11 protein-coding genes and 2 tRNA genes are annotated in these 12,776 nt (G+C 67.5%); 5 read left to right on the top strand and 8 right to left on the bottom strand.

Going from position 1 to position 12,776, the window contains the following annotated elements:
* Position 1 precedes the first annotated feature (1 nt).
* The 4 genes from AC1DDH_RS03545 to AC1DDH_RS03530 form a co-directional block, all read right to left on the bottom strand.
* Positions 2-661 (bottom strand): NAD(P)H-binding protein, encoded by a 660-nt coding sequence (locus AC1DDH_RS03545; protein WP_476931131.1) that lies wholly within the window; start codon positions 659-661, stop codon positions 2-4.
* Positions 658-1,458, bottom strand: coding sequence for a membrane protein insertase YidC (yidC, locus tag AC1DDH_RS03540; protein ID WP_476954862.1), 801 nt, complete (start codon positions 1,456-1,458; stop codon positions 658-660). The genes AC1DDH_RS03545 and yidC overlap by 4 nt, the downstream gene beginning before the upstream one ends.
* Before the next feature lie 146 nt (positions 1,459-1,604).
* Positions 1,605-3,008, bottom strand: a complete 1,404-nt coding sequence (locus tag AC1DDH_RS03535) for a sensor histidine kinase (protein WP_476954861.1) — start codon at positions 3,006-3,008, stop codon at positions 1,605-1,607.
* Positions 3,005-3,688 carry a response regulator transcription factor gene (locus AC1DDH_RS03530; RefSeq protein WP_476859381.1) on the bottom strand — a complete coding sequence of 228 codons (684 nt, stop codon included), beginning with the start codon at positions 3,686-3,688 and terminating at the stop codon, positions 3,005-3,007. The genes AC1DDH_RS03535 and AC1DDH_RS03530 overlap by 4 nt, the downstream gene beginning before the upstream one ends.
* Before the next feature lie 132 nt (positions 3,689-3,820).
* Here AC1DDH_RS03530 and AC1DDH_RS03525 point away from each other — a divergent pair, with 132 nt between their 5' ends.
* Complete coding sequence (locus AC1DDH_RS03525) at positions 3,821-4,228, top strand: hypothetical protein (protein ID WP_476851342.1); 408 nt, start codon at positions 3,821-3,823, stop codon at positions 4,226-4,228.
* 55 nt (positions 4,229-4,283) lie between these two features.
* Here AC1DDH_RS03525 and AC1DDH_RS03520 read toward each other — a convergent pair.
* The 4 genes from AC1DDH_RS03520 to AC1DDH_RS03505 form a co-directional block, all read right to left on the bottom strand.
* Positions 4,284-4,357, bottom strand: a tRNA-Met gene (locus AC1DDH_RS03520).
* 62 nt (positions 4,358-4,419) lie between these two features.
* Positions 4,420-4,491: transfer RNA gene (locus AC1DDH_RS03515), tRNA-Thr, on the bottom strand.
* Positions 4,492-4,724: 233 nt separating this feature from the next.
* Positions 4,725-6,842, bottom strand: a complete 2,118-nt coding sequence (locus AC1DDH_RS03510) for a DEAD/DEAH box helicase (RefSeq protein ID WP_476870444.1) — start codon at positions 6,840-6,842, stop codon at positions 4,725-4,727.
* 390 nt (positions 6,843-7,232) lie between these two features.
* Positions 7,233-7,886, bottom strand: a complete 654-nt coding sequence (locus AC1DDH_RS03505) for an MOSC domain-containing protein (RefSeq protein ID WP_476954860.1) — start codon at positions 7,884-7,886, stop codon at positions 7,233-7,235.
* 187 nt (positions 7,887-8,073) lie between these two features.
* Here AC1DDH_RS03505 and AC1DDH_RS03500 point away from each other — a divergent pair, with 187 nt between their 5' ends.
* Genes AC1DDH_RS03500 through AC1DDH_RS03485 form a run of 4 tightly spaced genes read left to right on the top strand, consistent with a single transcriptional unit; the run spans position 8,074 to position 12,637 of the window.
* Positions 8,074-8,670, top strand: a complete 597-nt coding sequence (locus AC1DDH_RS03500) for a Tat pathway signal protein (protein ID WP_476855657.1) — start codon at positions 8,074-8,076, stop codon at positions 8,668-8,670.
* Positions 8,671-8,672: 2 nt separating this feature from the next.
* Positions 8,673-9,884, top strand: a complete 1,212-nt coding sequence (locus AC1DDH_RS03495; RefSeq protein WP_476954859.1) for a glutathionylspermidine synthase family protein — start codon at positions 8,673-8,675, stop codon at positions 9,882-9,884.
* Positions 9,881-11,419 (top strand): APC family permease, encoded by a 1,539-nt coding sequence (locus AC1DDH_RS03490; protein ID WP_476954858.1) that lies wholly within the window; start codon positions 9,881-9,883, stop codon positions 11,417-11,419. Before AC1DDH_RS03495 ends, AC1DDH_RS03490 begins: the two co-directional genes overlap by 4 nt.
* A 9-nt stretch (positions 11,420-11,428) precedes the next feature.
* Positions 11,429-12,637 (top strand): acyl-CoA dehydrogenase family protein, encoded by a 1,209-nt coding sequence (locus AC1DDH_RS03485; RefSeq protein WP_476855654.1) that lies wholly within the window; start codon positions 11,429-11,431, stop codon positions 12,635-12,637.
* The last annotated feature ends 139 nt before the right edge of the window (positions 12,638-12,776 follow it).

Genomic DNA, 12,776 nt, shown 5'->3' with positions numbered 1-12,776 from the left:
GCTAGCCCAACGTTTCCAGCGCTGCCGCGAGCGGGAGCGTGCCGTCCCGGAACTCGATGGTGCGCCCGATCGTGGCCGGCAGCCCGAGGACCGCCGCCGCCACCAGGGCGACGTTGGCCCGGGCGGTTTCGGTGCCGTCGGACGTGTCGGCGGGGTCGACGTCGATCATCCCGTTGCCGGGTCCCGCGGTCAGCGTCCCGGGGCCCAGGACGGTCCAGTCAAGGCCTGAACCGCGCAGGTACTCATCCGCCGCGGCCTTGGCTTCGGCGTAGGCGAAGAAGCCGTTGTCCGCGGGGACTCCGTGGTCCGGCCCGGCCCCGAAATAGGACACCATGACGTACCTGCTGACGCCGGCTTCCGCCGCGGCGTCCATGGAACGGATCGCGGCGTCGCGGTCCACGGCGTAGGTCCGTTCGGGGCTGCCGCCGCCGGCTCCGGCCGACCACACCAGGGCGTCGTGTCCGCGGAGGGCTCCGGCGATCTGCGCCGTCGTCGCGTTCTCCACATCCAGCAGCGCCGGTGTGGCGCCGGTGGCCGCGACGTCGGCCGCATGGTCCGGGTTGCGGATAAAGGAGGTCACCCCGTGCCCATCCGCCGCGAGGATCCTGGACAGTTCCAAAGCCACCTTGCCGTGGCCGCCGATAATTGCGATGCGCGTCATGGTCCCATTCTGTCCCACCGGACAGCGAACTGCTGCCCCATGGTCCACAGGTTGGTGGTGGTCCAGTAGATCAAAACGCCGATGGGGAACACGATCCCGCCCACACCGAAGACGACCGGCAGGCTGTACAGCAGCACCTTTTGCGGGCCCATGAACGGAGTCGCCACGGCCTCGCCGGACAAGCTCCTGGCCATGATCTGCCGCTGCGTGATGAGCTGCGAGGCCGTCATGGCCAGGATCATCGCAATGGAGAGGATCCACACCGAGAGCTGGCTGCCGCCGACGCCGTGCAGCAGCGAGGCCGAGAGCGGGGCGCCGAAAATCGTGGACTCGTCGAACTGCGCGACCTGTTCGGGGCTCATGGCCCCGACGGCTTCGCCCTGGCCGGCCGCGGCGCTGATGCCGGACAGCATCTGGAACAGCGCGAAGAAGAAGGGCATCTGGATCAGCAGGGGCAGGCAGGCGGAGAACGGGTTGGTGCCGTGCGCCTTGTACAGGGCCATCTGTTCCTGCGCCATGGCCTGGCGGGAGAGCGGATCGGTCTTGCCTTTGTATTTGTCCTGGAGCTTCTTCAGGTCCGGCTGCAACCGCCTCATGCGCTGCTGGACGTTGACCTGTTTGAGGAACACCGGGATCAGGGCGGCGCGGATCACCAGCACCAGCCCAATGATGGACAGCGTCCAGGTCCAGCCGCTGGCCGCCGGCATGCCGATGGCGCTGAGTCCGTCATGGAAGCCCGCCATCATGGCTGAGACCAGCCATTTGAACGGAGCCATGATGATGCCAAGAAGGTCCACTGATATCCCCAACCGTCAGTTGCTGCAAAGCTACGGCGAAAAGTGCCGCTTGTCACGGGCGCGCGTTGCGGGAAGGCACACCGCTGACAAGGAGACGATTCAGCCGGTGTCCGGGCGTGCCCGCACTGCGCTGACGCCGTTGATTTTTAGGCTGATCTGAATTGCACGCAGGCGTCCAGGCCGGTGGTGCCCGGTGCGGACCCGGGGGCCCTGGGCCTGAGTGTTGCTTCTGCCCCGCTGGCCCGGGCCAGTTGGTGCACGATGGACAAACCGAGGCCGCTGCCCTCGCCGCCCTGGGTGCCGCGCCAGAAACGGCCAAATGCCCGTTCGCAGTCTTCCGGGGAAAGCCCGGGGCCCTCGTCCAGGATGTGCAGTTCGATGGTGCCTGGCTGTTCACCGTGGGAGACCACGAGCTGGATCAGTGACCCCGGCGGGGCGACGGCGAGGGCGTTGTCGATCAGGTTGTCGATGATTTGCTCGGCGGCCCCGGGCAGGACCAGGATGTCCGCCGCCGGCGGGCCGTCCAGGCTCAGGCGCACACCGGTCTCCTCGGCGAGGGCCTCCCATTGTTCCTTGCGGGCCTTCGCTGCCTCGACGAGGTCGGTGGTGACCGGCGCGGCCGGGCTGCCTTCGGCCTTGCTGAGCAACAGCAGCCCGTCGATGATGCGCTGCAGCCGGTACGTCTCCTCCAGCGAGGCGGCCACCATGGTCCGGCCCGCTTCCGGGTCGGCGGGGATCGTGTCGTGGGCGTTCTCGAGCCTGAGCCGCAGCCCCGTCAGCGGGGTGCGGAGCTGATGGGAGGCGTCGGAAGCGAAGCCGCGTTGTTGCTCGAGCAGGTGTTTCATCCGGTCCGCCATGCGGTTAAAGGAACCCGCGAGGGCTTTGATCTCGGGGGCGCCCCCTTCGTCGGTTCGGGTGTCCAGGTTTCCGGCGGCGAGCAGTTCCGTGGCGTCCCGCAGCCGCTGGAGTCTCCGGGTCACGGCGCCGGCCATGACGTAGGCCAGGATGCCGGCGAGCAGTACCGTGGTTCCGGCGACAGTCCAGATGGTACGCAGCTGGCCGTTCACCTGCTCGGCCACGACCGACGCCGGATACGTCAGCCGGACGACGCCGGAAATCTTCTCACCGCTGAGGACGGGAACGGCGACGTAGAGCAGGTCCAGGCCCAGTGTCTGGGAATACCGTTGGCCCGCGTTGATCTGACCGGTCAGTGCGGAGGCGATCTCGGGCCGCGAACTGTAGGGCGATCCGGTGGCCGCCTGATCGTCGTCCGAGGTCGCCACGGCCGTCCCGACGGCGTCGACGATCACCACACGGGCCCCGCCCGCCTCCCCGTACCGGCGCACGTCGGCCGTGACTTCCGGAGGCAGTGGACCGCCGGCTTTCAATGCTTCGCCGGCCCGGCCGGCCAGGAGAAAAGCGTCGCGTTCAAGGGACGTGGTGAGGCGCTCCCGTTCCACACGGACCAGATAGTTTCCCAGCGGAATGTCCTGGACCAGGACCACCAGCAAGGTGATGAGCATGAAGGCGCCGATCAGCCGCCATCTCATCCAGGCACCCCGAGCCTGAACCCGACGCCGCGGACGGCCTCGATCCAGCGGGGGTCACCGAGCTTTTTGCGGATCCCGGCGATGTGGGCATCCACGGTCTTCGTGGTGCCGTACCAGTCGCCGTCCCAGACCGCTCGCAGGATTTCCCGGCGCTCGAACACCGCGCCGGGGTCGGCGGCCAGGAAATACAGGAGTTCGAACTCCTTGGCGGTCAGATAAACCTCGGCTCCGTCCAGGAGCACGCGGCGCGAGCGCTGGTCAATACTCAGGCCGCCGATGTTCCTGCTGAGCTCCGTCCCGGGCCGGCCATCCGGGAGCCGTTCTTCGGAGCGGCGCGCCACCGCCCGGATCCTCGCGATGAGTTCCCGCATCCCGAACGGCTTGACCAGATAGTCATCGGCGCCCAGTTCCAGCGCCAGGACCCGGTCAATCTCTTCATCCCGGGCACTGACCACGATGATCGGAATCGAGGTCAGCGCCCGAATGGCGCGGCACACATCGGTGCCGTCCATGTCCGGCAGCCCCAGGTCCAGAAGGACAAAATCGGGACTGGACGCGCGGACCACCTCCAGGGCCTGGCCGCCAGTTCCGACGTGGCTGGCCCCGAAGCCGGCCCGGCCCAGTCCGTCAAGGACTCCGGTGGCAACTGATTCGTCATCCTCCACTACCAGGATCTGCATACCTGATTATGTTCCTGCCTGCCGCGAATTCTGCCGCAATCCGCGTGAGTTGGCTGATCGGGGGCGCAAACTTGGACAACTCTTGGATTTCCCCAAGACCCGTCCTTTCCCACGGATTCCTAGGGTGGAGACATGAAAACTAAAACAGTCCTCGTCCTCACGGCAGCCGGTGTCCTGCTCACCGGATCCGCGGCCCTTGCAGTCAACGCCCAGACCTTGAACGGCTCACCGGCCGGAACAACGAACCCCGCCAATACCGTCCTCCTGCCGCAAAACGCCACCACCGCCGCTTCCGGCTCCCCCACATCCACGGGCAGCACGTCCGGAACCGAGGACCGCAGCCCGGCCTCCTCGCCGAGTCCCTCCGCCACCGAGGACGCGGTCCCCGCCCCAGCACCTGCCGGCTCCAGCGAACCGGGCGAGGACCGGACCGCGGTTCCCGCCCCGGCACCTGCCGGCTCCAGCGAACCGGGCGACGACCACGGCGGACACGGCGAAAACGAGCCCGGCGACGACAAGCACAAGGGAAGCGATGACTGACAGTGGGGAGACAGAAAAACCCCCGGAATCTCAATGATTCCGGGGGTTTTGTCTGTAGCGGTGGGGAGGCTCGATCTCCCGACCTCACGATTATGAGTCGTGCGCTCTAACCAACTGAGCTACACCGCCGTAAATGAGGAAAACCTGCGCTAAGCCGGTCAAAAACCGCCTTGACACAGGCCCTCATTCAGAGCCCCCCACCGGAATCGATCCGGTGACCTCGTTCTTACCAAGAACGCGCTCTACCACTGAGCTAGGGGGGCAACGAGTAAATACTCTACCGGAAGATTCGCCCACCAACAAATCGGCGGCCGTACGACGCCGGACCGGCCGGAAACAGCGGAAATCCGGGCTCCCGGCGCGGTTTTGGGGGCCCGGATCGGCTCCCGGGACCAATCGGCGGCCGCGGCTGTGACGAAGCGAACACGGGGCCGGAATGCTTAAACAAGAACGGACCGGCTCAGGGAGCCGGCCCGTTCTCAGATGGTGCTAGTGGTTACCACTTGTTGCGGGGCTTGAAGCCGCCTTCGGTGCGGGGCTTGCGGGTGTCCGCGCCGAAGGTGCGCTGCTCGGAACGCTCGCTGAAGGAGCGGCCGCCACGGTCAGCGGAGGACCGCTCGCCGTCGCCCTTGCGGAATTCGCGCTTGAAGCCGCCGTTGCCCTTGAAGTTGCCGCTGCCGCCGGAGTAGCCGCCACGGTCTCCGCCACGGTTGCCCTGGTAGGAGCCGCGGTCGCCGGCCGGCTTACGGCCGTTGTCGAGCTCCAGGTGGATCAGCTCGCCGCCGATCCGGGTGCGGGACAGTGCCTTGAGCTGATCGGCGCTCAGGTCCGCCGGGAGCTCCACGAGGGAGTGGTCCGAGCGGATGTCGATGCCGCCGATCTGGGCCGAGGAGATACCGCCTTCGTTGGCGATGGCGCCAACGATGGAACCCGGCATGACGCGCTGGCGGCGTCCGACGGCGATCCGGTAGGTGGCGTTGCCCTCGGTCAGGGTGCGGGTCGGGCCGCGTGAGCCGAAGCCGTCCTTGGAGCGCTCGCGCTTCTGGAACTCGGGCGCTGCCGGCAGTTCCTTGACCAGCAGCGGCTGTCCGCCCTGGGCCATGACGGCCAGTGCGGCGGCGATTTCCGAGGCCGGCACGTTGTGCTCTTCCTCGTAGGAGGAGATCAGGTCGCGGAACGCTGCAACGTCCTCGGACGCGAGGGTCTCCGTGATGCGCTCGGCGAACTTGCCCAGGCGCAGCGTGTTGACGGTCTCGGCCGTGGGCAGGTGCATCTGCTCCACCGGCTGGCGGGTTGCCTTCTCGATGGAACGCAGCAGGTACTTCTCGCGCGGGGTCATGAACAGGATCGCGTCGCCGGAACGGCCTGCGCGGCCGGTGCGGCCGATGCGGTGGACGTAGGACTCGGTGTCGTGCGGGATGTCGTAGTTGACCACGTGGCTGACACGCTCGACGTCCAGGCCGCGGGCGGCGACGTCGGTGGCGACCAGGATGTCGATCTTGCCGTCGCGCAGGGCCTCGACCGTGCGCTCACGCTGCTGCTGCGGGATGTCGCCGTTGATGGCGGCAGCCTGGAAGCCGCGCGAGCGCAACTTGTCGGCGAGGTCCTCGGTGGCCATCTTGGTGCGGACGAAGGCGATGACGCCCTCGAACTCCTCGACCTCGAGGATGCGGGTCAGCGCATCGAGCTTGTGCGGGCCCATGACCTGCAGGTAGCGCTGGCGGGTGTTGGCGCCCGTGGTGGTCTTGGACTTGACCTGCACCTCGGCCGGGTTGTTCAGGTACTGCTTGGAGAGCCGGCGGATCTGGCTCGGCATCGTGGCGGAGAACAGCGCAACCTGGCGGCCCGCGGGGGTCTGCTGGAAGATCTGCTCCACGTCTTCGGCGAAGCCCATGCGGAGCATCTCGTCGGCCTCATCCAGCACGAGGTACTGGAGTTCGGACAGGTCCAGGGAACCCTTGGCGATGTGGTCGATGACGCGGCCGGGGGTACCGACAACAACCTGCGCGCCGCGGCGCAGGCCGGCGAGCTGGGGGCCGTAGGCGGAGCCGCCGTACACCGGCAGGACGGTGAAGTCGTCGATGTGTTTGGCGTAGGAGGTGAAGGCCTCGGCAACCTGGAGCGCGAGCTCACGGGTGGGGGCCAGCACCAGGGCCTGGGTCTTGCGGGACGGGCCGTTGAGGTCGTGGAGCTCGGCCAGGCGGGACAGTGCCGGTACTGCGAATGCTGCAGTCTTACCGGTACCCGTCTGGGCCAGGCCCACGACGTCGCGGCCTTCGAGCAGCAGCGGGATGGTTGCTGCCTGGATCGGGGACGGCTTCTCGTAGCCGACGTCCTGCAGGGCGGCCAGGACACGGCCATCGATGCCGAGGTCTACGAACCTGACGCCTTCTTCCTCGGCGTCCTCGTCCTTGGCCGGGGCGGAAGTGGCCTCGGTCTTGGTGTCAGCCTGCGGGGCAGCTTCGGCCGCCGGTGCTACAACGTTCGCAGGAGCCTCGGTGAATTCCGGGGCGGAGCCGGCTGCGGGGGCAGCCGTTTCAGAAGTCTCGACGTCGGCCTGGGTGTTCTCGGTGGCGAGTTCGGTGTCGACGGAGTTGTTCTGATTTTCGGGCATAGGTGAAATTTCCTCATCCATAGGGGCCAAGCGGCACAACCCGAGGTGAGCGGAGCCGCAGTACGCGTGACACGAATTGCCGGGCGTACGGTTGACCGGCGGGTCACATAGAAGTCCGGCGCTTTCGCAATCCCGTGGCAGGACTTCCCGCTGCATCTCTTGGCTGCTATCCCAGCAGTCTGTACAGCGTTTTCTTTTGCCGGCTCTCCCTATGAAAATGCCCGCATCACATTTGCGGGCCCCAACACTTGCCAGTCCTGCCTCAAGAATTGGGCAGGAATAAGGGATTTCCGGAGTGGGGGATATTTCAAGTGTAGGGCATGGAGCGGAACAGTGGTAATTGAGGGGCCGACGGGGGCTGGTGAGCTTGCGCACACCGGCTCCCCACGCCTAGACCCCGAGACGGCGCTGCAGCTGTTCGAACCTCTGGTGGTACTCGGGCTGCAGGCGGATCTGGCCGTCGGCGTCGGCGTCGCGCAGGGCCTCCATGTCCTCCAGGGTGGGATCGGTGAACCACCTGGCGATTGTCACGCCGTGGGCAGGGACAAAGAGCCGGTGGATGTGGTCTCCGGCCTCGATGCTGCCGGTCCGGACCACGCGGAGGTAGGTGCCCACCCTGCCGGCCTCGGTGAACCGCTGGACCCAGTGCGGCTCGCCCATCCGCCGCTGGAAGGTGGCGCAGGGGATGCGCGGGGAGGTGACTTCCACCTCGACGTCCAGTCCGACCTTCCACCGTTCGCCGATCACGGCGTTGGAGGCGTTGAGGCCCGTGATCCGCAGGTTTTCGCCGAAGATGCCCGCTGGCATGTCCCGGCCGAGTTCGCCGGCCCAGTAGTCGGCGTCGTCCTGCGAGTACGCGTAGAGTGCCTGGTCCTCGCCGCCGTGGTGGATCCTGCTCGCCTGGATATCACCGCGCAGGCCAAGTTTGTGGACTTTCACCGGTCCGTCCACGGGGCGCTTGTCGATCGCGGTGACCCCGACGCTGCCGGGATCATCGAGCAGCTGGTGAACCCTGCAGACAGCAAGCACGGATGCGGTTTCCATGGCACCAGTGTAGGCCTGCGGCGTGCCCGCGGCCCCGGACTCAGCGCCGGCACGCTTCCCACGCGCCCGCCGCAGACACGGCACGCCCTTTCCATCGCCCGGGATCCGGAGGCCGGTTAGGCTGGCGTCGGGAAAAGCACGCAAGCCTTCCGCGGGATACCCTGCGGCCAGACGTGAGGGGACACATTTGGGCCGAAACGACGAGCACCCGGACAGTCCACGGCAGGACCGGAAGCAGCCTCCGTGGCAGATTCCACAGCCGGAGCTCCGGCCCGAGCTGCAGAACCAGCCCGGCCAGCCCGCGCCGCCGGGACTTCCGGCTGACCCCACTGCCCCCGCCGTGGTTGACCCCTTCGCCCTGGAACGCGAGCGCGGCCTGGCGGCCGCGGCGGCGCGAAAGAAGCGTTCGCAGCGCCGTACCGCCGTCGTCGGGCTGGGCGTCACGGCGCTCCTGGCCGGCACGATCACCGCCATGGTGGCCAGCAACGAGGACGAGGCCGACTACGCCCAGGTGTGCTTCAACGACGACACCGGCGAGCGGGTCGACGATGCGCAGTGCAACAACAGCAGCACGGACGGCCGCAGCTCCGGCATCTACGCCTGGTACTTCTACTCCCGCGGCGCCAGCGTGCCCGGGTTGGGCCAGAACCGGTCGGGCTACCCCAGCTACAGCAGGACAGTTCCCACCGGGGCCAAGGCGTCCACGGGGTACAGCGCCAAGGGCGGCACGGTCAGCAGGGGCGGCTTCGGCGGCAGCGCCAAGGGCGGAAGCACGGGAGGCTAGGGATGAAACGACTGGGATCCGCGCCGCGGCCGGACTGGAAAGAGCGGATTGAAGCACAAGGCCTCGTCTTCTCCACCACAGCCCTGCCGGACGGCACGAACGTCGAGTACTGGCACGAAGGCGCCTACTACGAATTCACCATGGACGAAGTGGAGACCCTCGAACAGGCCGCCGAGGACATGCACCGCATGTGCCTCGAGGCCGCGAAGTTCCTCGCCACCGGGGCCATGGGCAACATCGGGATCGGGCCGCAGGCCATGGAACTGGCGGCTGCATCGCTGCAGGCCGGCGATGTGGACGTCTACGGCCGCTTCGACTTCGTCTACGACGGCCGGGGCGGCCCGGCCAAGATGCTGGAGTACAACGCGGACACCCCTACCGGACTCATTGAGGCCGCCGTCGCCCAGTGGTTCTGGCTGCAGGACGTCCTTCCCGAAAAGGACCAGTGGAACGGCATCCATGAAGCCCTCATCCGGCAATGGAAGAGGCTGCAGTACCGCACCGGCATGAGCACGCTCCACGTCGCCCACTCCGAGGCGGAAGAATCCGGGGAGGACTGGATGACGGCAGCCTACATGCGGGACGTCGCGAGCCAGGCCGGCTGGACCACCATCGGCATCAACATGTCCGACATCGGCTGGGATCCAAACCTCAACCGCTTCGTGGACCTGGACAACTTCATGATCAGCACCATGTTCAAGCTCTACCCCTGGGAACTGATGATGAAGGAGCCGTTCGGGCAGCGGCTGCTGCAGCGCGCCCACAATCCGCGCTGGGTGGAGCCGGCCTGGAAGATGCTCCTGTCCAACAAGGCCCTGCTCGCGGCGCTCTGGCACCTCTACCCGGACCACCCCAACCTGCTTCCGGCCTATCTTGACGGTCCCGGGCCACTCACGGAGTGGGTGGCCAAGCCGCTGCATGGCCGCGAAGGGGACAACATCAGGATCCACGCCGCCGGCATCGACCTCGAACAGCCCGGCGACTATGGCCGGGAAGGCTGGTGTTACCAGCAGTTCCATGCCCTTCCCGATTTCGACGGCAACCGCCCTGTGCTCGGCCTCTGGGTGGTCGACGGCGAATCGGTCGGCTGCGGCATCCGCGAGTCGGACGGGCCCATCACCGACTACTTCTGCCGCTTCGTGCCCAACACGATTGACGCGCCCGCCCCGGCCTCGAACCAGGCCCACTCCAGCAAGGCAGGTATTGCCCTATGAGCACCGGAACCACGACGACGACGACGGCCGGCGGCCCCGGGGGTCCCGCGGCAGTTCCGGCCAAGGGACTGCGCGCCGGGATCCTGGATCTCGGAGACTCCGTCATGTTGGGGCTGGCCTCCACCGCGCCGGTCTATTCGCTCGCGGCGACCCTGGGACTGATCGTGGCGGTGAACGGCAACTACACCCCGTTGATCCTGCTGCTGGGCTTCGTGCCCGTGCTCTTCATCGCCTTCGCCTTCCGTGAGCTCAACAGCGCCATGCCGGACTGCGGGACCACCTTCATCTGGGCCCGCCGGGCGTTCGGTCCCTGGGCCGGCTGGCTGGGCGGATGGGGCGTGGCCCTGGCCGGCGTCGTGGTCCTGGCCAACCTCGCCCAGGTCGCCGGGCAGTACCTGTGGCTGCTGATCGGCGACGGTTCGCTGGCCGGGAACAGCCTCGTGGTCACCGCCACCGGCGTGCTGTTCATCGTGTTCATGACCCTCGTGAACTACCGCGGCATCCGCCTCGGGGAACATGTCCAGCGGGTCCTGACCTACGTGCAGTACCTCTCGCTGGGCATCTTCGCGATGGCCATCATCTTCCGGATCGCGGGTGCGGTGCCCGGCGCGGCCACTGGCCAAGCCTTCGACCTTGAGTGGTTCAACCCCGCCGGTGCGTTCGCCGATCCCGGCGCGGTGGTGCACGGAGCCCTGCTGGCCCTGTTCATCTACTGGGGCTGGGACACCTGCCTCGCGGTGAACGAGGAGACCGAAAACCCTGCCACCACGCCCGGCCGAGGCGCCGTCATTTCCGCGCTTGTCCTCGTGGCGATCTACGTCTCTGTCGCCCTGCTGGTGATGATGTATGCCACGGTGGGCACGGATGGGATTGGGCTGGGCAACGAGGCCAACCAGAACGATGTCTTCCTGGCCATGAAGGACGTAGTGCTGGGCCCCTGGGGCTGGCTGATCGTCGTCGCCGTCCTGGCCTCGGTGCTGTCCTCGACCCAGACCACCATCCTTCCCACGGCCCGCGGCACCTTGTCCATGGGCGTGCACGGAGCCGTGCCGCGCAGGTTCGGCGAGGTCCACCCGCGCAACCAGACGCCGGGGTATTCCACCCAGGTCATGGGTGCCGCTGCCGTCGCCTATTACGTCCTGATGAGTCTCCTGAGCGAGAACCTGCTCGCCGACTCCATCACTTCGATCAGCTTGTTCATCGCGTTCTACTACGCCCTGACCGGCTTCGCGTGCGTCTGGTACTTCCGCGCGAGCCTGCGCGGCTCGGCCCGGAACTTCTGGTTCCGCGGCGTCATGCCCCTGCTCGGCGCCCTTATGCTGACTGCGGCATTCTTCGTCTCGGCGGTGCAGATGTGGGATCCGGACTACGGTGATACGCAGATCTTCGGCGTCGGCGGGGCCTTCATCAGCGGCGTGCTGCTCCTGGGGCTGGGCGTGGCGCTGGCCGCCGTCTGCCGTTTCGCGCCGTCCACGCGGGGCTACTTCCTGCAGCACCAGCCCGCCGCCGGCGCGCCCCTGCAGGTGCGGCCGTAGGATGCTGGCATGAGCAACGAAGCCGGCATGAACAATGAGGCCAACCTTTCCGACGTCTCCGATGTCCTGGCCATCGATTCCCTGCTGAGCGCGGAGGAGCGCAGCGTGCGCGAGCGCGTCCGCGATTTCACGAACCAGCGGGTCCGGCCGGGCATCGCCGGCTGGTACGAGGACGCCGTGTTCCCCCTCGAGCTCGCCCCGGAACTTGGCGAGCTCGGCGTGCTCGGCATGCACCTGGAGGGCTACGGCTGCCCCGGCCGTTCCGCCGTCGAATATGGCCTCGCGGCGATGGAACTCGAGGCCGGCGATTCGGGCGTCCGCACGTTCGTCTCCGTGCAGGGCTCCCTCGCCATGACGGCCATCCACAAGTGGGGCTCCGAGGACCAAAAGCAGGAGTGGCTCCCCCGGATGGCCGCCGGCGAACTGATCGGCGCGTTTGCCCTGACCGAGCCCACGGCCGGCTCGGACCCTGCCTCGATGAAGACCTTCGCCCGCCGCGACGGCTCCGGCGATGACGCGGGCTGGATCCTGGACGGCGCGAAACGCTGGATCGGGCTCGCCTCCGTGGCGGGCGTGCTGGTGGTGTGGGCCATGACCGACGACGGCGTGCGCGGCTTCCTCGTCCCTGCCGGCACCGCGGGCGTCACCGCGACGCCGATCGGGCAGAAGCTCTCGATGCGCGCCTCCATCCAGTGCGACATCACGTTCGACGCCGTCCGGCTGGGCCCGGAGGCGCTGCTGCCCGCGGCGCGCGGGCTGAGGGGTCCCTTCTCCTGCCTCAACGAGGCCAGGTACGGGATCGCGTGGGGAGCTATGGGCGCCGCGCGGGATTCCTATGAGGCCGCGCTGGCCTACTCCCAGGAGCGGCTGCAGTTCGGCAAGCCGCTGGCCGGGTACCAGCTGACGCAGGAGAAGCTGGTGAACATGGTCCTGGAGATCCAGAAGGGCACACTCCTGGCCCTGCACCTGGGCCGGCTCAAGGACGCCGGCAGGCTGCGTCCGGAGCAGATCTCACTCGGCAAGCTGAACAACGTGCGGGAGGCGCTCAGCATTGCCCGGGAGGCGCGCACGATTCTGGGCGGCAACGGCATCACGCTGGACTATTCCCCGCTGCGGCACGCCGCCAACCTGGAATCCGTCCGGACCTACGAGGGCACCGACGAGGTCCACACCCTGATCCTGGGCCAGCACATTACGGGTCTCCCCGCCTTCCGCTGAGAGCCGCGGGGTATTTCGCGGCAGTGTTTCCGTGTCCGCTCGTCACGCGCTACGGATGAGGCCAGTGATACAAGTGGTGACTGCCGGGTTTTCGGGTAGCCAACACTCGTGTTCTCCCGGGGGCGCATTCGTACAGTGG

The organism is Arthrobacter sp. 10T425, from assembly GCF_056393985.1.
Note: the sequence above shows the minus strand (reverse complement) of the source record. Positions and strands in the feature narration are given on the sequence as shown.

Bases quoted from the DNA above. Each gene is read 5' to 3' on its own strand.
- AC1DDH_RS03545 (WP_476931131.1), bottom strand. From the start codon at position 661: ATGACGCGCATCGCAATTATCGGCGGCCACGGCAAGGTGGCTTTGGAA.
- AC1DDH_RS03535 (WP_476954861.1), bottom strand. From the start codon at position 3,008: ATGAGATGGCGGCTGATCGGCGCCTTCATGCTCATCACCTTGCTGGTG.
- AC1DDH_RS03530 (WP_476859381.1), bottom strand. From the start codon at position 3,688: ATGCAGATCCTGGTAGTGGAGGATGACGAATCAGTTGCCACCGGAGTC.
- AC1DDH_RS03525 (WP_476851342.1), top strand. From the start codon at position 3,821: ATGAAAACTAAAACAGTCCTCGTCCTCACGGCAGCCGGTGTCCTGCTC.
- AC1DDH_RS03510 (WP_476870444.1), bottom strand. From the start codon at position 6,842: ATGCCCGAAAATCAGAACAACTCCGTCGACACCGAACTCGCCACCGAG.
- AC1DDH_RS03505 (WP_476954860.1), bottom strand. From the start codon at position 7,886: ATGGAAACCGCATCCGTGCTTGCTGTCTGCAGGGTTCACCAGCTGCTC.
- AC1DDH_RS03495 (WP_476954859.1), top strand. From the start codon at position 8,673: ATGAAACGACTGGGATCCGCGCCGCGGCCGGACTGGAAAGAGCGGATT.
- AC1DDH_RS03490 (WP_476954858.1), top strand. From the start codon at position 9,881: ATGAGCACCGGAACCACGACGACGACGACGGCCGGCGGCCCCGGGGGT.
- AC1DDH_RS03485 (WP_476855654.1), top strand. From the start codon at position 11,429: ATGAGCAACGAAGCCGGCATGAACAATGAGGCCAACCTTTCCGACGTC.